This window comes from Sanguibacter massiliensis, assembly GCF_900240335.1.
GTDB lineage: Bacteria > Actinomycetota > Actinomycetes > Actinomycetales > Cellulomonadaceae > Flavimobilis > Flavimobilis massiliensis.
In genome coordinates this window covers 912,081-934,238 of record NZ_LT964979.1, presented here as the reverse complement: position 1 = coordinate 934,238, position 22,158 = coordinate 912,081, and the positions used below count along the sequence as shown (strand labels likewise).

Here is a 22,158-nt window from a genome sequence, read left to right as displayed (position 1 = left end):
CGCACCGCGCGTCGTCGTCCGATGCGTCAGGTCGTTGTTAGAGTGGAGTTCCGTGGCAGAGCATGCGAACCGACTCTCCGGGCGGTCGGAATCAACGACCCGGCACATCTTCGTCACGGGAGGCGTCGCCTCCTCTCTCGGTAAGGGGCTCACAGCCTCGAGCCTCGGTCGCCTGCTCCGCGCGCGCGGTCTTCGGGTCACGATGCAGAAGCTCGACCCGTACCTCAACGTCGACCCGGGAACGATGAACCCGTTCCAGCACGGTGAGGTCTTCGTCACCGAGGACGGCGCCGAGACGGATCTCGACATCGGTCACTACGAGCGGTTCCTCGACGTGCCGCTCTCGGGCAAGGCGAACGTCACGACCGGTCAGGTCTACTCGCACGTCATCGCGAAGGAGCGCCGCGGCGAGTTCCTCGGCGACACCGTCCAGGTCATCCCGCACATCACCGACGAGATCAAGTCGCGCATGCGGGCGCAGGCGAGCGACGACGTCGACGTCATCATCACCGAGATCGGCGGCACCGTCGGCGACATCGAGTCGCAACCGTTCCTCGAGGCCGCCCGTCAGGTGCGTCACGAGCTCGGCCGTGACGTCGTCTTCTTCCTCCACGTCTCGCTCGTGCCGTACATCGGTCCGTCGGGCGAGCTCAAGACGAAGCCGACGCAGCACTCGGTTGCGGCACTGCGCTCGATCGGCATCCAGCCCGACGCACTCGTCTTGCGCGCCGACCGCGAGCTGCCCAACTCGATCAAGCGCAAGATCGCGCTCATGTGCGACGTCGACAACGAGGCCGTCGTCACGGCTGCCGACGCACCGAGCATCTATGCGATCCCGCGCGTCCTGCACTCCGAGGGGCTCGACGCGTACGTCGTGCGCCGCTTGGGCGTGCCGTTCCACGACGTCGACTGGGCCGAGTGGGACACGCTCCTGACGCGGGTCAGCGAGCCGGCTCACCACGTCGAGGTCGCGCTCGTCGGCAAGTACATCGATCTGCCCGACGCGTACCTCTCCGTGACGGAGGCGCTCCGCGCAGGTGGCTTCGCGAACGACGCGAAGGTCGTCATCCGCTGGGTCGCGTCCGACGAGTGCCAGACGCCGCAGAGCGCACGCGAGGCCCTCGAGGGCGTCGACGCGGTCCTCGTTCCGGGCGGGTTCGGCGTCCGCGGCATCGAGGGCAAGATCGGTGCGCTGCGCTGGGCCCGCGAGAACAAGGTGCCGACGCTCGGCATCTGCCTCGGTCTCCAGGCGATGGTCATGGAGTACGCGCGCACCGTCCTCGGCCTCGAGGGCGCGTCGTCGTCGGAGTTCGACGTCGACACGCAGCACCCCGTCGTCGCGACGATGGAGGAGCAGCAGGCGTTCGTCGAGGGTGCGGGCGACCTCGGTGGCACGATGCGCCTCGGCGCGTACGACGCGGTCCTCGCGGAGGGTTCCGTCGTCGCGGGCGTGTATGGCACGACGCGGGTCTCCGAGCGTCACCGTCACCGCTACGAGGTCAACAACGCCTACCGTGCCCAGATCGCGGAGGCCGGCCTCGTGTTCTCGGGCACGTCGCCCGACGGGAGCCTCGTCGAGTACGTCGAGCTGCCCGCCGACGTCCACCCGTACTACGTCTCGACGCAGGCGCACCCCGAGTTCAAGTCGCGTCCGACGAACGCGCACCCGCTGTTCGCCGGTCTCGTCGCCGCAGCCCTTGCCGCACAGGACTGACGTGGACGACCCGCTGTTCGACCGGTCGGCTCCCCGTCCCACGACGGGGAGCCGACCGGTGCACCGCGGCTACGTGTGGGACGTCGTGGCTGACGACGTCGACCTCGGTGACGGCGTCGTCGTCACGCGCGAGGTCATCGACCATCCTGGTGCCGTCGCGGTCGTCGCGCTCGACGACGAGGGACGTGTCCTGCTGCTCAAGCAGTACCGGCACCCTGTGAGGTCGGAGCTCTGGGAGCCTCCTGCGGGACTGCTCGACGTCGCGGGCGAGGACGCGTGCCTCGCTGCGCAGCGTGAGCTCTTCGAGGAGGCGGACCTGCGCGCTGCGCGCTGGGACGTGCTCGTCGACTACTACACGACGCCCGGCGGTTCGAACGAGGCACTGCGTGTGTTCCTCGCGCGCGAGCTCACCGTCGTGCCCGAGGCGGAGCGTCACGTCCGGGAGGACGAGGAACGGGACATGGTGCCCGTGTGGGTGCCGGTCGAGGATGCGGTCGAGGGGGTTCTTGCAGGACGGCTCCACAACCCGTCGACCGTCGTCGGAGTGCTCGCGGTCCAGGCAGCGCTCGCTGCGGATCTCACGACGCTGAGGCCCGCGGACGCGCCGTGGCCGCAGCGGCGGCCCGGTCCTCCGCCGGGCACGCGCTCGATCGGCTGAGAGCGACCGCAGATCTGGTACGTGCAGCGGCGGGGAGTGCGCGAGCACCTCAGTCGAACGTCGCGTGCTCCGCGTACGCGACAAGGACCTCCCGCACGTAGGCAGCGCCGTCCGGGCCGCCGTAGGTCGCCGCGAACCGCTCGTCGACGACGTACATGTCGGCGAGGCCGAGGAAGTACCCGCGGCTCACCGTGCGTGTCGCGGTGCGCAGCCACGCGTGATGGCGCGCTGCGACCTCGGCCGCCTCGGGGGAGCTGGCAGCGACGTCGCGCGCCGCGAGGTCCGCGAACGCCGCGACGATCGCCTGCGTCTGCGCTCCGAAGGCCACGCGGCCCTCCTCGCCGAGGTCGCGCCACCAGCGGTCGGAACTCTCCCAGGCGTCGCGGCCCCACCGTTGAGTGACCTCGTCTGCGTGGACCGCATGGTCAAATCCGTCAAACATCTTCTCGGGCACGAGGCGCCCTCCGTCCTGTCGTCCTGCGAGGGTGTGCCGCACCGCAGCGATCCGCCTCTCGAGGCGGTGTCGTTCCTCGACGAGCTCTGCGAGGTGCCGCTCGAGAGCGGCCGCCTCGTCCGTGAGCCCGTCGAGGGCCTCGGCGATCGCCGCGAGGCCGAGCCCCAAGTCCCGCAGCAGCAGGATGCGCTGGAGGCGGACGAGAGCGTCAGCGTCGTAGAAGCGATAGCCGTTGGCGCCGGTGCGGGACGGCGGCAGGAGACCGATCGCGTCGTAGTGCCGCAGGGTGCGGCTCGTCGTTCCCGTGAGCCGCGTGAGCTCGTGGACCGACCACTCGGTCGCGTTCGTGGGGTGCATGGTGCCTCCTTCGTCGTCGACAACCATGCAACCGGTTGACGTCGCGTCAGAGTCAAGTGTGCCTGCAGCGGAGGTCGACGGACGGGCTCACGGCCGTGTCGACGCGCCGCCGAGGTGGCCGAGAGGGTGGTGCAGCTGACCTCCGCGCGTCGCGACTCAGACCGCGTCGTGCCGCGCGGCGAGCGGCGTCGTCGACGCGAGCGTGGGCCGGACCCGCACCGAGAGGACGAGCCGCACGGCGACAGCTGTCGAGAGTGCTGCGCCGAGCATGTGGAGGAGCACGAGAACGATGGGCAGACCGGTGAAGTACTGGACGTAGCCGATGACGGCCTGGAGGCCGATGACCACGGCGACCTCGCGCAGCGCGTGCTGCGCACGCACGAGCTCGGCGCGATCGGAGGCTGCGATGCGACGGGCGGCGAGCACGACGACGACGGCGAGCGCGACGACGGCCGCGACGTACACCCAGACGCTCACGCCGTGGAGCTTCGCGGCGAGCGCGGGATCGAGCGCGAAGCGGTAGCCGACCTCCTCGTCGCCCGAGTGGGGGCCCGCGCCCGTCGTCACCACACCGAGCGCGAGCATCGGCACGGCGAGGACGCCCGAGAGCAGCGCGAGCGCGGGGCCCGGTGCGGGGACGACGGTGCGTCCCGGCGCGTCACCCTCGCCGACGCGCACGAGGAGGTACGTCGAGACGGCGACGAGGATGAGCGAGAGGAACATGTGCGACCCGACGATCGCGGGGTGGAGATCGACGAGCACCGTGATGCCGCCGACGACCGCCTGGATCGCGACGAGCGTGAGCGGCGCGAGGCCGAGCACGCGCAGGCCCTTCGCTCGGTCGCGCATGCGCCACAGGGCGATCGCGACGAGCAGCGCCGTGATCGAGACGACGCCCGTGAGCGTCCGGTTGCCGAACTCGATCGCCGAGTGGAGCGCGGTCTCGGGGTGGTAGACGGGCGTGAAGCTGCCCGGCTCGCACTGCGGCCACGTCGAGCAGCCGAGACCCGAGCCCGTGAGACGGACGAGCCCGCCCGTGACGATGATGCCGATCTGCGCGGCGAGGTTCGCCACGAGGATGCCCCTGGGATGAGCGTCGACCCACGCGAGGAAACGCGCAAGGAGCGAGGTGCGCCGGACGGGCGCGTCGGGGCGGGCTGCGGTGGGCGCTGGGGTTGTCACGGCCCTACGCTATGCCCGCGCGCCCGCGCGGGGCCAACTGCACGACGGCGGCGTGGGACACGTCACGAGCGTCCAGCGCGAGCGCGCGGAGGCGCTCGTCAGGACCACCGGAACGTGCGGCTTGTCGCCCAGGTGAGCAGGCCCACCCAGCCGAGGAGGACGGCGACGTCACGCCATGCAACGCCGTCACCGAAGGCACCGCGCAACGCCTCGCCGAGAGCGCCCGACGGCAGCAGGCGGGCGATGTCCGCGCCGACGCCCGGCAGCCAGTCCGTCGGCACGAGGACGCCGCCGACGAGCGTGAGCCCGATGAGCAGGAGGTTCGCGAGCGCGAGCACGGCCTCGAAGCGCAGCGTGCCGGCCATGAGCATCGCAAGAGCGGTGAACACCGCGGTGCCGAGAACTCCGATGGCGAGCGCGACGATGACGTCGCCGGGCTCCGGACGCCACCCGAGGCCGATCGCGACGCCGCCGAGGACGACGGCCTGCACGGCCTGGAGGACGAGGACCGCGCAGATCTTCCCGCCGAGGAGACCGACCCGGCCGAGCGGCGTGGTCGCGAGGAGGCGGAGGACCCCGCCGCGTCGGTCGAAGGACGTCGCGATGGCCTGCGACGTCAGGGCCGCGGCCATGACGGCCATCGCGAGGACGCCCGGCGCGACGAGGTCGACGCGTGCGCCCTCGGCATGGCCGAGGTCGACGACGTCCGTCGCGGCGAGTGCGACGAGCGTGACGAGCGGCATGAGGATCGTCACCATGATCTGCTCGCCGTTGCGGAAGATCGATGCGAGCTCGAACGTCGTCTGGGCGCGCAGCCGGTCGAGGACGGGGGCGGCGCGGGGTGCGGGGCGGGGGCGGTCGCGGGGGCGCTCATCGCATGCTCCGTCCGGTGAGGTCGAGGAAGAAGTCCTCGAGCGAGCGGGTGCCGAGGTCGAGGCGGGGGACGAGGACGTCCTCGGCCGCGCAGAACGCAAGGACTGCAGCGAGCGCGGCCGGGTCGACGGGACCCTGGACCCGCAGCGACGTCGGGTCGGGGGAGTCGACGGTCCATCCCTCGCCGAGGTGGGCGCGCAGGCGCGCTGTGGCGCCGTCGGGCAGAGGGGTGGCCATCGTGAGGGAGGCGACCTGGCCGGAGTCGGTCGTGGTGAGCTCGGCGGGGGTGCCCTGGGCGATGACGCGGCCGTGGTCGACGACGACGACGTCATCGGCGAGTTCCGCGGCCTCGTCCATGAGGTGCGTCGTGAGGATGACCGACGTCCCCTGCGCGCGCAGCGCGCGCACGAGGTCCCACACCGCGAGGCGGCTTTGCGGGTCCATGCCGGCGCTCGGCTCGTCGAGGAAGACGACTTCGGGACGGCCGACGAGTGCGCACGCGAGCGCGAGGCGCTGGCGCTGGCCGCCCGAGAGCCGGCGGACCGTCGTCGTCGCGAACGTGCCGAGGCCGAGGCGCTCGGTGAGGTCGGCGACGGGCCACGGGGCGCGGTACATGCGAGCGACGTGAGCGAGGACCTCACCCGCGCGCTTCTGCGCGGGCAGGCCCGAGTCCTGGAGCATGACGCCGACGCGGGGGCGGAGGGCGACGGCGTCGGTGAGAGGGTCGAGCCCGAGGACCCGCACCGTGCCGGCGTCGGGGGTGCGGAGGCCCTCACAGCACTCGATCGTCGTCGTCTTGCCGGCCCCGTTGGGGCCGAGGACGGCGGTGACGGCGCCGCGGGCGGCGCTGAGGGTGAGGCGGTCGACGACGGCGCTGCCGCCGTAGCGCTTGACGAGGTCGCGTACCTCGACGGCGGGATCTGCGGTCACGATCGGCAAGTCTAGGGCGGACGGCGCAGTCGGGCGTGCTCGCGGTGACACGCCGGGCCTCGGGTGTGTCTCACGCCACGTCGCGCGGCGGAACCCGTCGAGAACTGGGTGCAAGGGCCTGGGATCCGCCGGAACTCGCGGATGGCACGCGGGACCAAGGTCCCCAGGTGAGGCACGCCTTCCTTGCGGTCCATCATTTAGGGCAGGACACTGTTTCCTATATCGCTGACGACCCGTGGAAGGAGTGTGCGCATGACCGTCGACCCCGACGCCCGTCCCGCCGCACCCGCCGGCGAGCACAGCACACGCGACCGCGTCCTCGAGCTTGTCGTCTCCGACGGGCCCGTGAGCGCCGCCGACCTCGGCCTCCGGCTCGATCTCACGTCCGCCGCGATCCGCCGGCACATCGCGAGCCTCGAGGCCGACGGCCTCGTCGCCGTCCACGAGTCCGGCCACACCGGGCAGCGCGGGCGACCCGCGAGGCGCTACGTCGCGACTGGTTCCGCGCAGGACCCGCTCGCCGCCGGCTACTCGCAGTTCGCCCTCGAGGTCATGGCGCACCTCGAGAAGGTCGGTGGACCGGCCGCCGTCGAAGACTTCGCGACCGCGAACGTCGCCGTACGCGAGGCCGGTTACGCAGCCGCGCTCACGGCGACCGACCCGGCCGCACGCGTTCAGCAGCTCGCCGACGCGCTTACTGACGACGGCTTCGTCGCCTCGGTGCGGCCCGTCCCCGGCACCCAGATGGTCCAGCTGTGCCAGGGCCACTGCCCCGTGCAGCACGTCGCGGCACGTTACCCCCAGCTCTGCGACGCCGAGATCGCCGCATTCTCGCGGCTCCTCGGCACGCACGTCCAGCGCCTGTCGACCCTCGCAGGAGGGGCGCACGTGTGCACCACGAACATCCCGGTGGGGCCGCCGCCCGGCGTCCCGCCGGACGACAGGGACGCGGCCCACGCCGCCCCCGTCACGCCCACCACCGGGACCCACCCCCGGCCGTCCGGCCGGACCGCGGAAGGAATGAGATGACCGCACCCACCGAGAACGTCGCGGAGCAGGCCGCTCCGGCGACCGACGAGGAGATCATCGCCTCGATCGGCGCGTACGAGTACGGCTGGCACGACTCCGACACGGCAGGCGCGCTCGCGCAGCGAGGCCTCTCCGAAGAGGTCGTCCGCAACATCTCGGCGCTCAAGAACGAGCCCGAGTGGATGCTCAAGACGCGCCTCAAGGCCCTGCGCCTCTTCGAACGCAAGCCCATGCCGTCATGGGGCGCCGACCTCTCCGGCATCGACTTCGACAACATCAAGTACTTCGTGCGGTCAACGGAGAAGCAGGCAACCACGTGGGAGGAACTCCCCGAGGACATCAAGAACACGTACGACCGCCTCGGCATCCCCGAGGCCGAGAAGCAGCGCCTCGTCGCAGGCGTCGCCGCCCAGTACGAGTCCGAGGTCGTCTACCACCAGATCCGTGAGGACCTCGAGGAGCAGGGCGTCATCTTCGTCGACACCGACACGGGCCTGCGCGAGCACCCCGAGATCTTCGAGCAGTACTTCGGCTCGGTGATCCCCTCGGGCGACAACAAGTTCGCCGCGCTCAACACGGCCGTGTGGTCGGGCGGCTCCTTCGTGTACGTGCCGCCGGGCGTCCACGTCGAGATCCCGCTCCAGGCCTACTTCCGTATCAACACGGAGAACATGGGACAGTTCGAGCGGACGCTCATCATCGCCGACGAGGGCTCCTACGTGCACTACGTCGAGGGCTGCACCGCGCCGATCTACTCGTCGGACTCGCTCCACTCGGCCGTCGTCGAGATCATCGTCAAGAAGAACGCCCGCGTGCGCTACACGACGATCCAGAACTGGTCGAACAACGTCTACAACCTCGTGACGAAGCGCGCCACGGCCGCCGAGGGCGCGACCATGGAGTGGGTCGACGGCAACATCGGCTCCAAGGTCACCATGAAGTACCCGGCGATCTACATGCTCGGCGAGCACGCACGCGGCGAGACCCTCTCGATCGCGTTCGCGGGCGAGGGCCAGCACCAGGACGCGGGCTGCAAGATGGTCCACGCGGCGCCCAACACGTCGTCGTCGATCGTCTCGAAGTCCGTCGCTCGCGGCGGCGGACGCACGTCCTACCGCGGCCTCGTCCAGGTCCTCGAGGGTGCCAAGCACTCCGCGTCGACCGTCCTGTGCGACGCACTGCTCGTCGACCAGATCTCCCGCTCCGACACGTACCCGTACGTCGACGTCCGTGAGGACGACGTCTCGATGGGGCACGAGGCGACGGTCTCCCGCGTGAGCGAGGACCAGCTCTTCTACCTCATGTCGCGCGGCATGGAGGAGACCGAGGCCATGGCGATGATCGTCCGCGGCTTCGTCGAGCCCATCGCGCGTGAGCTGCCGATGGAGTACGCCCTCGAGCTCAACCGCCTCATCGAACTCCAGATGGAAGGTTCCGTCGGCTGATGACCACCACCACCCCCACCAACCTCAGCACGGACCACTCGCGCGCGACCGCCGACGGGGCGCACTCGCACGGCGTCGTCGTCCCGCAGGGCTCGCGCGCCGAGCGCGTGACGTCGTTCGACCTCGCGGACATCCCCGTTCCCACGGGCCGCGAGGAGGAGTGGCGCTTCAGCCCGGTCGCCCGCCTCCAGCCGCTGTTCGCGGAGACGATCGAGGGCCACGGCGTCCAGACAACCGTCGTCGCCGCGCCCGAGGTCACCGTCGAGATCGTCGGCCGTGACGACGCGCGGCTCGGCACGTCCGGCCGCCCGGGCGACCGCGCCGCCGTCGTCGCGTGGAACACGTTCGCCGAGGCGACCGTCGTCACCGTGCCGGCCGAGCAGGTCGCCACGACCGCGACGTCGATCCGCGTCGAGGGCATCGAGGGCCAGGGCGACGTCGCGACGTCGAACCACCTCGTCATCCGCGCGGAACGGCACGCCGAGGCTGTCGTCGTCATCGACCACGTCGGCGACGCGCTCCTCAACCAGACCGTCGAGATCGACGTCGCTGACGGCGCCCACCTCACGGTTGTCTCGGTCCAGGACTGGGCGGCCGGCGCCGTGCATGCGTCGTCGCACCGTGCCCGTCTGGGCCGCGACGCGCGCCTCAAGCACGTCGTCGTGACGTTCGGCGGCGACGTCGTGCGCATCACGCCCGACGCAGAGTTCACGGGCGAGGGCGGTGAGGTCGAGATGATCGGCCTCTACTTCGCCGACACGGACCAGCACCAGGAGCACCGGCTCTTCGTCGACCACGCCGTGCCGCGCTGCAAGTCGCGCGTCACGTACAAGGGCGCACTCCAGGGCGCGGGCGCGCACACCGTGTGGGTCGGCGACGTGCTCATCCAGGCGGGCGCCGAGGGCACCGACACGTACGAGCTCAACCGCAACCTCGTCCTCACCGACGGGGCGCGCGCGGACTCCGTGCCAAACCTCGAGATCGAGACGGGCGAGATCGAGGGCGCGGGGCACGCGTCGACGACCGGCCGCTTCGACGACGAGCAGCTCTTCTACCTTCAGGCGCGCGGCATCACTGAGGCCGACGCACGTCGCCTCGTCGTCCGCGGCTTCTTCGCCGAGCTCATCCACGAGATCGGGGTGCCCGAGGTCGAGGAGCGTCTGCTCGCGTCGATCGAGGCCGAGCTCGAGCGGTCGATGACCGCGATCCAGGGCGGCACGGCGTCCGCATGACCGTCCAGCTGGCCTGCCTCGCGCAGGACGTCCCTGTCGAGGGCACCTACCGCGTCGAGCTCGAGGACGACGCGGGAAAGATCGTCGAGGTCGCGGTCGTCCGCGACTCCGACGGCACCCTCCACGCGATCAACGACGTCTGCTCCCACGGAGCGGTCTCGCTGTCCGAGGGTGAGGTCGACGGCTGCTTCATCGAGTGCTGGCTCCACGGCTCACGCTTCGACCTGCGGACCGGCCAGCCCGACTCACCGCCCGCCGTGCGGCCCATCCCTGTCTATCCCCTGACCCTCGACGGTGACCGTGTCCTCGTCGACGTCGACACCACCGTCTGAAAGCTTCTAGGAGAACAATGTCCACTCTGGAGATCCGCGACCTGCACGTCAGCGTCGAGACGAAGGAAGGCCCCAAGCCGATCCTCCGCGGCGTCGACCTCACCATCAAGGCTGGCGAGGTCCACGCGATCATGGGGCCCAACGGCTCCGGCAAGTCGACGCTCGCGTACTCGCTCGCGGGCCACCCCAAGTACACGATCACGGGCGGCACGGTGACGCTCGACGGCGCCGACGTCCTCGAGATGTCGGTCGACGAGCGTGCCCGCGCCGGCATGTTCCTCGCGATGCAGTACCCCGTTGAGGTTCCCGGCGTCTCGGTGTCGAACTTCCTGCGCACCGCGAAGACCGCGATCGACGGCGAGGCCCCGGCACTGCGCCACTGGGTCAAGGACATGAAGGCCGCCATGGAGAACCTCCGCATGGACGCATCGTTCTCGGAGCGCTCTGTCAACGAGGGCTTCTCGGGTGGCGAGAAGAAGCGTCACGAGATCCTCCAGATGGAGCTTCTCAAGCCGAAGATCGCGATCCTCGACGAGACCGACTCGGGCCTCGACGTCGACGCACTGCGCATCGTCTCCGAGGGCGTCAACCGCGTCACCGCAACCGGCGAGGTCGGCACGCTCCTCATCACCCACTACACGCGCATCCTGCGTTACATCAAGCCGGACTTCGTCCACGTCTTCGTCGACGGCCGGATTGCGGAGGAGGGTGGCCCCGAGCTCGCCGAGCGTCTCGAGAACGAGGGCTACGACCGCTTCCTCACGCACGCGTGAGCAACGCCGGGCAACCGCCCGGCCCCGGTGCGGCGGAGCGTCCCTGACGCTCCGCCGCACCACCCCAGCACTCTTCCGGGCCGGTGAGGCCCACGACCACGAGGCGGTAGGACATGCTCAGCGACGTCGAGCTCGCCGCAGTGCGCGCCGACTTCCCGCTGCTCGCGCGCACCCTGCGCGACGGGCGGCCGCTCGTCTACCTCGACTCCGGTGCGACGGCTCAGAAGCCTGATCCGGTGCTCGACGCCGAGCAGGACTTCTATCTCCAGCGCAACGCAGCCGTGCACCGCGGAGCCCACCAGCTCGCCGAGGAGGCGACCGACGCGTTCGAGAAGGCCCGCGAGTCGGTCGCGCGCCTCGTCGGCGCGGACACGGACGAGATCGTGTGGACGTCGGGCGCGACGGCTGCGCTCAACCTCGTCGCGTACTCGATCGGCAACGCGAGCCTCGGCCGTGGCGGAGAGGCGGCGCGCCGCCTCGCGGTCGGTCCGGGCGACGAGATCGTCGTCACCGAGGCCGAGCACCACGCGAACCTTCTGCCGTGGCAGGAGCTGTGCGCCCGCACGGGCGCGACCCTGCGCTGGCTCGGGGTCGACGACGACGGTCGCATCCGCGTCGAGGACGCCCGCGACGTCATCACGGACCGCACGAAGATCCTCGCGTTCACGCACGTCTCCAACGTCACGGGCGTGATCACGCCCGTCGGGCCGCTCGTTGCGCGGGCGCGGGAGGTCGGGGCGCTCGTCGTGCTCGACGCGTGCCAGTCCGTGCCGCACCTGCCCGTCGACGTCAAGGCGCTCGATGTCGACTTCGCGGCGTTCTCCGCGCACAAGATGCTCGGGCCCACGGGCGTCGGCGCGCTCTACGGCCGCCGTGAGCTCCTCGAGATCATGCCGCCGTTCCTCGTCGGCGGATCCATGGTCGAGATGGTGACGATGGAGGCGACGACGTACGCGCCGCCGCCTCAGCGTTTCGAGGCTGGCACGCAGCCGGTCGCGCAGGCCGTCGCGATGGGTGCGGCCGCCGACTACCTGCTCGAGCTCGGCATGGACCACGTCGCCGCGCACGAGGTCGCACTCACGCGCGCGCTCCTCGAGGCCGTCGACCTGCCGGGCGTGCGCGTCATCGGCCCGACGGACGCGACGGACCGTCTGGCGGTCGTGTCGTTCGTTGTCGACGGCGTCCACTCCCACGACGTCGGGCAGGTGCTCGACGACAAGGGCATCGCCGTCCGCGTGGGCCACCACTGCGCGCAGCCGCTCCACCGGCGCTTCGGCGTCGCGGCGACGACGCGCGCCTCAGCTTCTGTGTACACGACGCTCGACGACATCGCGGCGCTGCGGGAACACCTCGCAGGGGTCCGGACGTTCTTCGGACTGTCCTAGGAGGAACATCAATGTCTGCCAGCGCGATGGAACAGCTCTACCAGCAGGTCATCCTCGACCACTACAAGGCCCCGCACGGTCGCGGCCTGCTCGACGCCGACGCCGCGCACACGTGCGGCGAGTCCCACCAGCTCAACCCGACGTGCGGCGACGAGGTGACGCTCCGCGTCGCCGTGTCGCCCGCTGACGGAGCCCCGCGCATCGACTCGATCACGTGGGACGGCCAGGGCTGCTCGATCTCCCAGGCGTCGCTCTCGGTGATGACCGAACTCGCGTCCGGCACGACGGTCGAGGAGGCGGAGGCGCTCGGCGACCTCTTCCGTGACCTCATGTCGACGCGCGGCAAGGGCCTCGACGACGACGACGCGGAGGACCGCCTCGGTGACGCGACCGCGTTCACGGGCGTCTCGAAGTTCCCCGCCCGCATCAAGTGCGCGCTGCTCGGCTGGGCCGCGCTGCGCGACGCGCTCGTGCGCACCGGAACCGTCGGCGAGGCGCAGGCCACCGCGTCCGCCGCGCACACCACCCCTTCCAGCACTCCCACCCCCGAGGAGCAGGCATGACGACCCCCAGCCCGGTGAACGCCGCCGACGTCGAGGAGGCGATGCGTGACGTCATCGACCCCGAGCTCGGCATCAACGTCGTCGACCTCGGCCTCGTCTACGGCATCACCGTCGACCAGAACAACCACGCCGTCATCGACATGACGCTCACGTCGGCGGCCTGCCCGCTCACGGACGTTATCGAGGACCAGACCGGTCAGGCCCTCGAGGGTCTCACCGACGGTTACCGCGTCAACTGGGTGTGGATGCCGCCGTGGGGCCCGGAGAAGATCACGGACGACGGCCGCGACCAGCTGCGCGCGCTCGGCTTCAACGTCTGAGAGCTCGATCTGCACGTGGCGAGGGCCGCATCCCCGGAATGGGGGTGCGGCCCTCGCCACGTCGGTGCGGTGCTTCCCGCACCGGACGACGACTGGTCTCGCAGAAGAGACGCATGGATTGTCACGGACCTGGTTCGCTACGCTCGGGCCTGCAACGATGCACGCGGGGCTGCCAGAAGGCTGCTCGCCCCGGGACTCAGGGAGACGACATGACGGTAGAACCATTGCGTCCGCGCGAGCCGCTCAAGGGACTGCTCGAGCCCCAGAACGAGGCCGACGCGGTCGCGCTCCTCACGGAGTACTTCGACGCACCGCCCCGCGGCAAGTTCTCCGGCTCACGATTCGAGCTGCTAGCCGGTGGCGGCGACCGACCGGAGGCGGCGGACAAGTTCACCGCGGACGACCTCGTCGCAGTGTCGACGTTGGCAGTGAGCGTCAAGGGCGACGCAGCGCTGGCTCTGCTCGAGCACCGCTCCGAGGAGTTCGGGGCCCTTCTCGCGGCCATCCCGGTGACCGATCGGTTGGCGGATCTGCCAGCCGACGCCCTCGGCGAGAGCTGGCCGGTGCGGGCGCTCTACCGGAAGCTCATGGGGTTGCCTCATGTCGGCGTGACGACCGCGACGAAGCTCATGGCGCGCAAGCGGCCACACCTCGTCCCGATCATGGACACGGTGGTCGAGCGCGAGCTGGAGATCGTCAAGGAGAACTACTGGCGACCGTTGCATGCGTGGCTCACCGCTGACGGCAAGACCAACCACCGTCAGCTGGAGCGCCTGCACGATGCGGCCGGCCTTCCGGCGAACATCTCGACGCTCAGGGTCTTCGACGTGCTCGTCTGGCGTGTCGGGATGAGTCGCGCGCGCAGGTAGGTCCCCGCGAGGCGAGACCATCGGAGGCGCGAACGGCTGCGCGCTCGACGTCGCCCTCTGAGAGCTCCGTCTGCTCGTGGCAACGTTCCTATGCGCGGCGCGTGCAGCCTCGCGCGTGATCGAGGACCACGGCGTGCACGAGCCGGGGCTCCTCAGGGTTCCCAGGCAGTCCTGGGCACGCCGGAGGAACACCGCCGGTCTCCGTTCCAGGAGGAGCACGAGTTCTACGTCCCGACGCAGACGCTTGCTGAGGACGTTCGCACGTGTGGCATCGCACGGAGGATCGCGGCTCTGCGGCGAGTTGGAGGCACATCGACTGAGAACTGAGGCTCGCGTCTACTCGTCTTCTTCGAGGGCGGCATCTAAACCGAGCTCGTCCCACCACGGCCCGTACCCGAGCCGCGCCTGCTCGGCGGCGACGACCTCGCGCGCGAGGTCGCCCCGCGCCACGTCCGTCGAGGCGACGGCGGCCTGCGCGAGGGAGGAGATGCGGACGTAGCCGTCGAACACCTCGCGCTTGCCGGCGAGGATCTCGACGATGCGCTCGTCGACTCCGCGCGGACCCGTCGGGCCTCGTCGTCGCGCACCCACGCGGCGACCGCGACGGCGACGTCGTCGACGTGGGTGACGACGGCGCGTGCCCGATCGACGAGCGCGGCATGACGGTCGACGAGCGCACGGGCGTCGGCGCCGGGCCGCACGGGTCCGGGCGGGGAGGGTGGGAGCCTGTCCCTTATCCACATCTGACGCTGCCGACGACCCCCCACGTTAAGCACTCTCTGTTCCTCGTCTCTCATACAACAACATCCTCCCCTCCTGTCTCCCGCATCTTCTCCTCTCACACACTCTCNCGGGCGGGGAGGGTGGGAGCACCTCGGTCAGAGCTTGTTGCCGCTCACCGCGAACGTGTCGCACGCGCCCGCGCCGCGCTCGAGTCCGGTCGTGAACCAGCGCTGGCGCTGCTCGGAGGAGCCGTGCGTCCACGACTCGGGGCGGACCGTGCCGGACTTGCCCTGGATCGCGTCGTCGCCGATCGCGGAGGCGGTGTCGAGGGCGTCGGCGATCTCCGCCTTCGTCGGTGTCTTGAGGAACGTCGTGCCCGCGTCGTCCTTCGTCGTGGCGGCCGCGCCGACCCACGCACCCGCGTAGCAGTCGGCCTGGAGCTCGATGCGCACGGAGTCGCTCGTCGGGCCCGAGCCGCCGCGATCTGCGGCAGCCATCGCGCCCGTGAGCGTCGAGATGTGGTGGCCCCACTCGTGCGCGACGACGTACATCTGCGCGAGGCTTCCGCCGTCCGCACCGAGCTGCGTGCGCAGCGTCTTGTAGAACGACGTGTCGAGGTAGATGTCCTCGTCACCGGGGCAGTAGAACGGGCCGACGGCCGACGATGCGCTGCCGCACGCCGTGGACACCGAGCCTTCGAAGAGGTTGACGTGCGGCGTCCGGTACTCGCCCGACGCGATACGCGGGTACTCCGCAGCCCAGTACGCGTCGAGCGAGTTCGCGGCGCCGACGACGCGGCACTCGTCGTCCTGGTTCGCCGCAGCACCGGTCGAGCAGCGTGAGAGGTCGCCGTTCGTGCTGCCGTCGATCGCGATGTTCGACGTGCCTCCGCCGACGAGACCGGAGAGGTCAAGGCCGAACTGCTGGGCGACGACGACGAGCAGGATGACGGCGATGCTGCCTCCGCCGCCGATGGCCATGCCCTTGCCGCCCGAGCGCTTGCTCACCTTGCTCGTGTCGAAGCGGGCGTCGTCGTTAAACGTCATGTGCACACGGTAGCGCCGAGGGTGCGATCGCACCCAGGCAGCACGGGTGAAGCGGACCGTTCAGCTGGTACGAGCCGTGTCGAGCAGCCCCCGCGCGTGGATCGCCTCGCCCGTGCGCACTGCGTGCCCGACGGTCCTCAGGAGCGTCGGCAGCAGCCACGCCCGCGGCCCGCGGACACCGCGGGCGCGCGCCGCGTCGCGTGCGCCCTGCGCGACGTCGAGGAGCGTCGGCACCGTGCGGAGCACGAGCGCGACGGCAAGCGCGAAGGACTCGGGTGCGACGACGCGCCCGAGGAGCGGCACGCGCGCGAGCGCACGCAGGCTACGCACCAGCACGGCGACGATCTCGTCGGTCGGGGTCGTCGCGGTGACGACGGCGGCCGCGAGGACGACGGCGGAGAGGCCCGCGACCAAGCCGACGGCCGCGCCCGGGCCTGCGACCCACCAGCGGAACGCCCCGAGCGCGACGAGCAGCACGGCGACGCCCCGCACCTGGCGCAGCGCGCGCAGAGAGAGACGAGCGAGCAGCCACGTCGTGGCGACGAACCCGAGCAGCCCGAGCGACGGCAGCGGTTCGCGGACGAACGCGACGACGGTGCCGAGCGCCGCGAGGAGCGCGAGCTTGAGCCCCGCGGGCGCGCGGTGGACGACGCACGTACCTGGGACGTGGAGACCGAGCGGGGTCGCGACGCGGACGCGGCTCATCGTGCGTCCCTGGCAGCGAGCTCGGGCGGCAGCACCGCCATGAGGTCGCGGTAGGTCGCGAGTGCCGCGGCGGGGGAGCCGTCGGCGACGATGCGCCCGCCGTCGACGACGACCACGCGCTCGGCCCGCGCGGCTGCCTCGAGGTCGTGCGTCACCGTGACGACCTGCTGGGGAAGAGCGTCGAGAAGCGCCTCGACGTGCGCCTTCCACCGCAGGTCGAGCAGCGTCGTCGGCTCGTCGGCGAGCAGCACGGCGGGCTCGGCCGCGAGCACGGACGTGAGCGCGAGCAGCTGCTTCTGCCCACCCGAGAGCGTCGCGACCGGCTGGTGGAGGTGACCGCCGAGGCCGACGTCCACGAGGAGCTCCGTCGCACGCTCGGTGCGCTCGCGGCGCGGCAGATGCCGCAGCGAGAGCGCGACGTCCTCGAGCGGCGTCGGCATGAGCAGCTGCGCCTCGGGGTCCGCGAAGAGCAGCCCCACGAGCCCGCGCACACGTGCGCCGTCGCGCCGCGTGTCGAGGCCGTGCACCCGCACGGCGCCCGTCGTCGGCGTGAGCAGGCCGTCGAGCAGACGCACGAGCGTCGACTTGCCCGAGCCGTTCGCGCCGACGACCGCGACGCGACGCTCGCTGAGCGTGAGCGTCGTCGGGTGCAGGAGCGTGCGCGTGCGGCCCTCGCCGTCGACGACGGCAACGCCCGCACCGTCGAGCTCGAGCACGCCTGTGGGCGGGACCGCGGTCCCGCCCACAAGCGCAGGCAGGGAGGTCACGCGGCCGCGAGCTCCGTCGCGAACGGCGACGGCTGCGGCGCACGTCCGCCGCGCAGCGCGGGGAACGCGCGCAGCACCGTGGGTGCGGCGACGACGACGAGGCCCGCCTTGACGAGGTCGAACGGCACGAACACCCAGTTGAACGTCCACGCGGCCGCCAGGTCCATCGCGGTGCGACCCGCGAGGACCGGCACGCCGATCGCGTACGTCACGGCCGTCGCGACGAGCGCGCCGACCGCGACGGCGACCGCCGTGCCGACGGCGCCGCGGCGGCCCGCCGCGCGCACCGCGAGCCCGACGACGAGCGCCGCGAGCGGGAACGCCATGAGGTACCCGCCCGACGGACCCGCGAACGACGCGAGCCCGCCGGTGCCGCCTGCGAACACTGGCACGCCGGCCGCTCCGACCGCGAGGTAGAGGCCGACCGCCGTCGTGCCGCGCCACGGACCGAGCACAGCCCCCGCGAGGAGCACAGCGAACGTCTGCAGCGTGATCGGAACGGGAACCGCCGAGAAGGCGACCGAGGTGAGCGAGCACGCGGCGATGAGCGCAGCGAACGTCGCGACGAGCGCAAGGTCGCGCGCACGCTCGGCGGGGGTGCGGCGAGGGGTGCGAGTTGTGGCGGGAGCAGTCACGGGGCCTCCAGGGTCGGCGAAATCACGTCGTCCCGCACGCTACGCACCGGTAGTATCGAGCGCGTTTGTGCCGTCATACAGGGCGGGCCACGTGAGTTCGGAGGAAACCTGCAGTGATCACCGCCCAGGGCGTCGAGATCCGGGTCGGAGCCCGTCTCCTGCTCGAGCCGACGACCTTCCGTGTGGCGTCAGGCGACAGGATCGGGCTCGTCGGCCGTAACGGTGCCGGCAAGACCACGCTCACGAAGACGCTCGCGGGGGAGACCCAGCCGACCGGCGGCACGATCACCCGGTCGAGCGACATCGGCTATCTCGCGCAGGACCCGCGCACCGCAGACCCGGAGCAGCTCGCGATGGACCGCGTGCTCTCCGCTCGCGGACTCAACGAGATTGTGCGCGCGATGCGCGACACCGAGGGCCAGATGGCCTCGGCCGACCCTGAGACGCAGGCCGCGGCGCTCGAGCGCTACCCGCGCCTCGAGGAGCGCTTCCTCGCCGCAGGCGGCTACGCCGCGGAGTCCGAGGCCGAGCGCATCACCGTGAACCTCGGCCTCGACGAGCGCGTCCTCGCCCAGCCGATCGGCACCCTCTCCGGTGGTCAGCGCCGCCGGGTCGAGCTCGCCCGCATCCTCTTCTCGGGCGTCGACACGCTGCTGCTCGACGAGCCGACGAACCACCTCGACCACGACTCGATCGTGTGGCTGCGCGAGTACCTGCGCACCTACTCGGGCGGGCTCGTCGTCATCTCCCACGACGTCGAGCTCCTGCGCGTCGTGTGCACGAAGGTCTTCTTCCTCGACGCGACCCGCTCGACGATCGACCAGTACAACCTTGGCTACGACGCGTACGTCAAGCAGCGCGAGACCGACGAGAAGCGTCGTCGTCGCGAGCGCGCGAACGCCGAGAAGAAGGCCGCGACGCTCGCCGCCCAGGGCGAGAAGATGCGCGCCAAGGCCACGAAGGCCGTCGCCGCGCAGAACATGCTGCGTCGCGCCGAGAAGCTCCTCGAGGGCCTCGAGGGCGAGCGTGTCTCCGACAGGGTCGCCAAGCTGCGCTTCCCGAAGCCCGCGCCGTGCGGCCGCACTCCGCTCACCGCAGAGGGCCTCACGAAGGCGTACGGCTCGCTCGAGGTCTTCACGGGCGTCGACCTTGCGATCGACCGCGGCTCGCGCGTCGTCATCCTTGGCCTCAACGGTGCCGGCAAGACGACGATGCTCCGTATCCTCGCGGGCGTCGAGCAGCCCGACACGGGCAAGGTCGTCCCGGGCCACGGCCTGAAGATCGGCTACTACGCGCAGGAGCACGACACGCTCGACCTCGACGCGACCGTCGTCGAGAACCTCCGTCACGCCGCGCCCGACCTCACGGACACCGAGGTACGTTCCGTGCTCGGCTCGTTCCTCTTCTCGGGCGACGACGCCGACAAGCCCACGAAGGTGCTCTCGGGCGGCGAGAAGACGCGTCTCGCGCTCGCGACGCTCGTCGTCTCCTCCGCGAACGTCCTCCTGCTCGACGAGCCGACGAACAACCTCGACCCCGCAAGCCGCGAGGAGATCCTCGGCGCGCTGCGCAACTACGAGGGCGCGGTCGTCATGGTGACGCACGACGAGGGCGCGGTCGACGCGCTCACGCCCGAGCGCGTCCTCCTGCTGCCCGACGGCGACGAGGACCTGTGGAACGACACGTACCGGGAGCTCGTCGCTCTCGCCTGAGCCTCCCGGCACGTCCGAGCGCCCGGCGCGGCCTGCCGGAGAAGGAACGCACATGACCCGCACCGCCGTCGCCCTGCGTCACGTCCACTTCGAGGACCTCGGTCTGGTCGAGCCGCTCCTGCGCGAGCGTGGCTACCACGTCCGCTACGTCGACGTGGGCATCGACGACCTCCGGGCCGTCGAGGTGGCGGAGGCGGACCTGCTCGTCGTCCTCGGCGGGCCCGTCGGTGTCGGTGACCTCGAGGCGTACCCGTCCCTCGCGGACGAGCTCGCGCTGCTCACCGACCGCCTCGGCAGGCTCCGACCGACGCTCGGGATCTGCCTGGGCGCGCAGCTCGTCGCGACCGCGCTCGGGGCCCGGGTGCGGCCCTCGGGGGGCGTGGAGATCGGGTATGCCCCGCTGCGGCTCGGCGACGCCGGCCTCGCCTCCGTCCTCGCGCCGATCGACGGCGTTCCCGTCCTCCACTGGCACGGCGACATCTTCGACCTTCCGGAGGGTGCGACCCTGCTCGCCTCGACGGACCGCACGCCGCACCAGGCGTTCACGGTGGGCTCCCACGTCCTTGCGCTGCAGCTCCACCTCGAGGTCGATCACACCCGGATCGAGCGCTGGCTCGTCGGGCACGCCCACGAGCTCGCGACGCACGGGATCGACCCGCGCACGATCCGCGAGGATGCGGCGGCCGTCGGTCCTCGGCTCGCGCAGCGCGCCCGAACGACGTTCGCCGCGTGGCTCGACGCGCTCGACGTCGAGGGCTGAGGGCCGCGTCCTCAGCGACCCAGGCGTTCGGCCTCGGCGTCCTCGATCTCCTCGTCCGAGGGGCGTCGGGCGCGGCGGACCGGTCGCTCGGGCGTGCTGCGGCGGCGGGTCGGGTCGAGCCATGCCGCGACGTCGTCGGGAGTGTCGTCGGGCACGACGACGGGACCGGCCGCTGCAGCCGCGCGTGCGGTGGCCTCGCGGCGCTCGCGCCGCAGGAGCAGGAGGAACCCGCCGATCGCGCCAATCGCGAAGACGAACCACTGGAACGTGTACGACAGGTGCGAGCCGAGGTCGAGGTCCGGGTCGGGGAGCCGGAACAGTCCGGGAGCGGGCTCGCCGTCCTCGACGATGAGCGCGCCGTAGCCGCCGATCGTCGGGGTCGTCGCCGGCAGGCCCGCGGTCGCGAGCACCTGGGCGACGTTGATGCGCTGCACCTGACCAGCGGGAGCGCCGCGGTCGCTCGGGGCCTCGTCGAGCCTCAGCCGCGCGATGACCGTCGTCGTGCCCGTCGGCGTCGCGGGAACGTCGGTCGGGGAGGCGCCGTCGGCGCCCATAGGTACGAAGCCGCGGTCGATGACGACGGTGACGGCCGGGTCATCAGCCACCTCGAACGGCACGAGCACGTGATAGCCGGGCGTCGACCCGACGGGTCGGTTGCGCAGCAGCACCTCGGCGCCCGGCACGTAGGTGCCGTGGAGCTCGACGGGCCGCCACTGGTCTCCGGCGGCGAGCACCTCGCCAGGGGCGAGGAGGTCTCCGAGGGGAACGGGCGCCGCGGAGAAGTTCGCCTGGATCGTGTCGACGCGAGCCTTCTTCGACTCGTAGCGGTGCCACTGCCAGCGGCCCGCAGCGACGCACAGGGCCGCGACGACGAGCACGCCGACGAGCAGGACGAGCCACTCGCGCAGCGAGCGCGTGCGGTGGACCTCGGCGCTGGGGGAAGCCGTCATCCGTCGGACGGTCCGAGCTCGTCGACCGGGACCGTGTCGATCCGGAAGCCGCGCAGGTCGAGGAAGTTCTCGAGGTGCTCGCGGTGGTCGTCGCACGCGAGCCACACCTTGCGGCGCTCGGGCGTGTGGATCTTGGGGTTGCGCCACAGGACGGCCCACACCGCTTCGGCGCGGCAGCCCTTGCCCGAGCAGACGAGCTCGTCGGCGGGCGTCGGCGAGTCCTGAGCAGTCATCGGTCCTCCGTCGTCGGGGGCGGCGTCGAGCCGTCCGCGGTACCGCCGGGTGCGGCGTCGTCGTGGGGCGCCGCGGGCAGGGCCCGCGGGTCGAGCATGACAGGACCCGTCGTCCGTCGGTCGCGTCCCGCGTTCGCGATGAGCACGGCCGTGTAGGGCAGGACGACGGCTGCAGCGATGCACACCCAGCGCAGCGGCCACGACGGCACGGCGGCAGCGAGCGCGATGCACACGACGCGGATGCCCATCTGGATGAGGTACGAGCGCATGCGACGCGCCTGCTCGACCGCGAGCGGCTCGGGGGCGTCGCTCACGCGATGCACCTGCTCCGATCCTCTGCGTCCCACCGTCCGAGTCTAGTCGTCGCGGCCCGTGGTGGGACCGGTGTGTCCGCGCCTGCCGGAAGGCGGCGCCGCACGGACCTCAGAGCGAAGGAGCCAGACGTTGTCCGACGTCCCCCCGATCCTCGACGACCTCCGTAGCGTCGGCTACTACGCGCCGTGGAAGGCCA

The 22,158-nt window shown here is 71.3% G+C and carries 25 protein-coding genes; 13 read left to right on the top strand and 12 right to left on the bottom strand.

Going from position 1 to position 22,158, the window contains the following annotated elements:
- Positions 1 to 52 precede the first annotated feature (52 nt).
- Together C1729_RS04380 and C1729_RS04375 are read left to right on the top strand one after the other, a co-directional pair.
- On the top strand, positions 53 to 1,714 hold the full coding sequence (locus tag C1729_RS04380) for a CTP synthase (protein ID WP_242493710.1): 1,662 nt from the start codon (positions 53 to 55) through the stop codon (positions 1,712 to 1,714).
- Between the two features lie 58 nt (positions 1,715 to 1,772).
- Positions 1,773 to 2,372, top strand: coding sequence for an NUDIX domain-containing protein (locus C1729_RS04375; RefSeq protein ID WP_242493709.1), 600 nt, complete (start codon positions 1,773 to 1,775; stop codon positions 2,370 to 2,372).
- 49 nt (positions 2,373 to 2,421) lie between these two features.
- Here C1729_RS04375 and C1729_RS04370 read toward each other — a convergent pair whose 3' ends face one another.
- The 4 genes from C1729_RS04370 to C1729_RS04355 form a co-directional block, all read right to left on the bottom strand.
- Complete coding sequence (locus C1729_RS04370) at positions 2,422 to 3,183, bottom strand: MerR family transcriptional regulator (protein ID WP_102510512.1); 762 nt, start codon at positions 3,181 to 3,183, stop codon at positions 2,422 to 2,424.
- Between the two features lie 156 nt (positions 3,184 to 3,339).
- Positions 3,340 to 4,365: a COX15/CtaA family protein gene (locus tag C1729_RS04365; RefSeq protein ID WP_102508865.1), complete on the bottom strand. Its 1,026-nt coding sequence runs from the start codon at positions 4,363 to 4,365 to the stop codon at positions 3,340 to 3,342.
- Positions 4,366 to 4,463: 98 nt separating this feature from the next.
- Positions 4,464 to 5,339, bottom strand: a complete 876-nt coding sequence (locus C1729_RS04360; RefSeq protein ID WP_102508864.1) for an ABC transporter permease — start codon at positions 5,337 to 5,339, stop codon at positions 4,464 to 4,466.
- A complete protein-coding gene (locus tag C1729_RS04355; protein ID WP_102510511.1) occupies positions 5,236 to 6,168 on the bottom strand; it encodes an ABC transporter ATP-binding protein in 933 nt (310 codons plus the stop codon). The genes C1729_RS04360 and C1729_RS04355 overlap by 104 nt, the downstream gene beginning before the upstream one ends.
- A gap of 252 nt (positions 6,169 to 6,420) precedes the next feature.
- Between C1729_RS04355 and C1729_RS04350 the strand changes: the two genes are divergently transcribed.
- From C1729_RS04350 to C1729_RS04310, 9 genes are all read left to right on the top strand, one after another.
- Complete coding sequence (locus C1729_RS04350; protein ID WP_102508863.1) at positions 6,421 to 7,197, top strand: helix-turn-helix transcriptional regulator; 777 nt, start codon at positions 6,421 to 6,423, stop codon at positions 7,195 to 7,197.
- Positions 7,194 to 8,642 carry a Fe-S cluster assembly protein SufB gene (sufB, locus tag C1729_RS04345; protein ID WP_102508862.1) on the top strand — a complete coding sequence of 483 codons (1,449 nt, stop codon included), beginning with the start codon at positions 7,194 to 7,196 and terminating at the stop codon, positions 8,640 to 8,642. Before C1729_RS04350 ends, sufB begins: the two co-directional genes overlap by 4 nt.
- Positions 8,642 to 9,874 (top strand): Fe-S cluster assembly protein SufD, encoded by a 1,233-nt coding sequence (gene sufD / locus C1729_RS04340; protein ID WP_102508861.1) that lies wholly within the window; start codon positions 8,642 to 8,644, stop codon positions 9,872 to 9,874. The genes sufB and sufD overlap by 1 nt, the downstream gene beginning before the upstream one ends.
- Positions 9,871 to 10,206, top strand: a complete 336-nt coding sequence (locus C1729_RS04335) for a non-heme iron oxygenase ferredoxin subunit (protein WP_102508860.1) — start codon at positions 9,871 to 9,873, stop codon at positions 10,204 to 10,206. The genes sufD and C1729_RS04335 overlap by 4 nt, the downstream gene beginning before the upstream one ends.
- Positions 10,207 to 10,223: 17 nt before the next feature.
- Positions 10,224 to 10,979 carry a Fe-S cluster assembly ATPase SufC gene (sufC, locus tag C1729_RS04330; RefSeq protein WP_102508859.1) on the top strand — a complete coding sequence of 252 codons (756 nt, stop codon included), beginning with the start codon at positions 10,224 to 10,226 and terminating at the stop codon, positions 10,977 to 10,979.
- 113 nt (positions 10,980 to 11,092) lie between these two features.
- Positions 11,093 to 12,364, top strand: a complete 1,272-nt coding sequence (locus C1729_RS04325) for a SufS family cysteine desulfurase (protein ID WP_102508858.1) — start codon at positions 11,093 to 11,095, stop codon at positions 12,362 to 12,364.
- Positions 12,365 to 12,375: 11 nt separating this feature from the next.
- Positions 12,376 to 12,927 carry a Fe-S cluster assembly sulfur transfer protein SufU gene (gene sufU / locus C1729_RS04320; protein ID WP_340637934.1) on the top strand — a complete coding sequence of 184 codons (552 nt, stop codon included), beginning with the start codon at positions 12,376 to 12,378 and terminating at the stop codon, positions 12,925 to 12,927.
- Positions 12,924 to 13,247 (top strand): metal-sulfur cluster assembly factor, encoded by a 324-nt coding sequence (locus C1729_RS04315; RefSeq protein WP_102508856.1) that lies wholly within the window; start codon positions 12,924 to 12,926, stop codon positions 13,245 to 13,247. The genes sufU and C1729_RS04315 overlap by 4 nt, the downstream gene beginning before the upstream one ends.
- 209 nt (positions 13,248 to 13,456) lie before the next feature.
- Positions 13,457 to 14,116: a DUF6308 family protein gene (locus C1729_RS04310; protein WP_129590661.1), complete on the top strand. Its 660-nt coding sequence runs from the start codon at positions 13,457 to 13,459 to the stop codon at positions 14,114 to 14,116.
- A 336-nt stretch (positions 14,117 to 14,452) separates the two neighbouring features.
- On the opposite strand, the gene C1729_RS04305 is transcribed toward C1729_RS04310, so the two are convergent.
- The 5 genes from C1729_RS04305 to C1729_RS04285 all read right to left on the bottom strand — a co-directional run bounded on the left by C1729_RS04305 (position 14,453) and on the right by C1729_RS04285 (position 17,992).
- Positions 14,453 to 14,707 carry a hypothetical protein gene (locus C1729_RS04305; protein ID WP_102508854.1) on the bottom strand — a complete coding sequence of 85 codons (255 nt, stop codon included), beginning with the start codon at positions 14,705 to 14,707 and terminating at the stop codon, positions 14,453 to 14,455.
- 287 nt (positions 14,708 to 14,994) lie between these two features.
- Positions 14,995 to 15,885 carry a KPN_02809 family neutral zinc metallopeptidase gene (gene ypfJ / locus C1729_RS04300; RefSeq protein WP_102508853.1) on the bottom strand — a complete coding sequence of 297 codons (891 nt, stop codon included), beginning with the start codon at positions 15,883 to 15,885 and terminating at the stop codon, positions 14,995 to 14,997.
- Positions 15,886 to 15,945: 60 nt separating this feature from the next.
- Entirely contained in the window at positions 15,946 to 16,590 is a 645-nt protein-coding gene (locus C1729_RS04295; RefSeq protein WP_102508852.1) for a CbiQ family ECF transporter T component, read from the bottom strand.
- On the bottom strand, positions 16,587 to 17,306 hold the full coding sequence (locus C1729_RS04290) for an energy-coupling factor ABC transporter ATP-binding protein (RefSeq protein WP_102510510.1): 720 nt from the start codon (positions 17,304 to 17,306) through the stop codon (positions 16,587 to 16,589). The genes C1729_RS04295 and C1729_RS04290 overlap by 4 nt, the downstream gene beginning before the upstream one ends.
- 47 nt (positions 17,307 to 17,353) lie before the next feature.
- Positions 17,354 to 17,992: a biotin transporter BioY gene (locus C1729_RS04285; RefSeq protein WP_102508851.1), complete on the bottom strand. Its 639-nt coding sequence runs from the start codon at positions 17,990 to 17,992 to the stop codon at positions 17,354 to 17,356.
- A gap of 113 nt (positions 17,993 to 18,105) precedes the next feature.
- Between C1729_RS04285 and C1729_RS04280 the strand changes: the two genes are divergently transcribed.
- Both C1729_RS04280 and C1729_RS04275 read left to right on the top strand, forming a co-directional pair.
- A complete protein-coding gene (locus C1729_RS04280; protein ID WP_102508850.1) occupies positions 18,106 to 19,704 on the top strand; it encodes an ABC-F family ATP-binding cassette domain-containing protein in 1,599 nt (532 codons plus the stop codon).
- A gap of 52 nt (positions 19,705 to 19,756) precedes the next feature.
- Positions 19,757 to 20,464, top strand: a complete 708-nt coding sequence (locus tag C1729_RS04275; protein WP_102508849.1) for a glutamine amidotransferase — start codon at positions 19,757 to 19,759, stop codon at positions 20,462 to 20,464.
- An 11-nt stretch (positions 20,465 to 20,475) separates the two neighbouring features.
- Here the strand turns inward: C1729_RS04275 and C1729_RS04270 are convergent, their stop codons facing one another.
- From C1729_RS04270 to C1729_RS04260, 3 genes are read right to left on the bottom strand one after another with little or no spacing between them, the layout of a single operon-like run.
- Positions 20,476 to 21,414: an SURF1 family cytochrome oxidase biogenesis protein gene (locus tag C1729_RS04270; RefSeq protein WP_102508848.1), complete on the bottom strand. Its 939-nt coding sequence runs from the start codon at positions 21,412 to 21,414 to the stop codon at positions 20,476 to 20,478.
- Entirely contained in the window at positions 21,411 to 21,647 is a 237-nt protein-coding gene (locus tag C1729_RS04265) for a hypothetical protein (protein WP_102508847.1), read from the bottom strand. The genes C1729_RS04270 and C1729_RS04265 overlap by 4 nt, the downstream gene beginning before the upstream one ends.
- Complete coding sequence (locus tag C1729_RS04260) at positions 21,644 to 21,961, bottom strand: DUF3099 domain-containing protein (protein ID WP_242493707.1); 318 nt, start codon at positions 21,959 to 21,961, stop codon at positions 21,644 to 21,646. The genes C1729_RS04265 and C1729_RS04260 overlap by 4 nt, the downstream gene beginning before the upstream one ends.
- Positions 21,962 to 22,158: the final 197 nt, after the last annotated feature.

Excerpts from the sequence above, each read along its gene's own strand:
- C1729_RS04370 (WP_102510512.1), bottom strand. The coding sequence starts at position 3,183 with ATGCACCCCACGAACGCGACCGAGTGGTCGGTCCACGAGCTCACGCGG.
- C1729_RS04350 (WP_102508863.1), top strand. The coding sequence starts at position 6,421 with ATGACCGTCGACCCCGACGCCCGTCCCGCCGCACCCGCCGGCGAGCAC.
- sufB (WP_102508862.1), top strand. The coding sequence starts at position 7,194 with ATGACCGCACCCACCGAGAACGTCGCGGAGCAGGCCGCTCCGGCGACC.
- sufD (WP_102508861.1), top strand. The coding sequence starts at position 8,642 with ATGACCACCACCACCCCCACCAACCTCAGCACGGACCACTCGCGCGCG.
- C1729_RS04335 (WP_102508860.1), top strand. The coding sequence starts at position 9,871 with ATGACCGTCCAGCTGGCCTGCCTCGCGCAGGACGTCCCTGTCGAGGGC.
- sufC (WP_102508859.1), top strand. The coding sequence starts at position 10,224 with ATGTCCACTCTGGAGATCCGCGACCTGCACGTCAGCGTCGAGACGAAG.
- C1729_RS04325 (WP_102508858.1), top strand. The coding sequence starts at position 11,093 with ATGCTCAGCGACGTCGAGCTCGCCGCAGTGCGCGCCGACTTCCCGCTG.
- sufU (WP_340637934.1), top strand. The coding sequence starts at position 12,376 with ATGTCTGCCAGCGCGATGGAACAGCTCTACCAGCAGGTCATCCTCGAC.
- C1729_RS04315 (WP_102508856.1), top strand. The coding sequence starts at position 12,924 with ATGACGACCCCCAGCCCGGTGAACGCCGCCGACGTCGAGGAGGCGATG.
- C1729_RS04310 (WP_129590661.1), top strand. The coding sequence starts at position 13,457 with ATGACGGTAGAACCATTGCGTCCGCGCGAGCCGCTCAAGGGACTGCTC.
- ypfJ (WP_102508853.1), bottom strand. The coding sequence starts at position 15,885 with ATGACGTTTAACGACGACGCCCGCTTCGACACGAGCAAGGTGAGCAAG.
- C1729_RS04295 (WP_102508852.1), bottom strand. The coding sequence starts at position 16,590 with ATGAGCCGCGTCCGCGTCGCGACCCCGCTCGGTCTCCACGTCCCAGGT.
- C1729_RS04275 (WP_102508849.1), top strand. The coding sequence starts at position 19,757 with ATGACCCGCACCGCCGTCGCCCTGCGTCACGTCCACTTCGAGGACCTC.
- C1729_RS04270 (WP_102508848.1), bottom strand. The coding sequence starts at position 21,414 with ATGACGGCTTCCCCCAGCGCCGAGGTCCACCGCACGCGCTCGCTGCGC.
- C1729_RS04265 (WP_102508847.1), bottom strand. The coding sequence starts at position 21,647 with ATGACTGCTCAGGACTCGCCGACGCCCGCCGACGAGCTCGTCTGCTCG.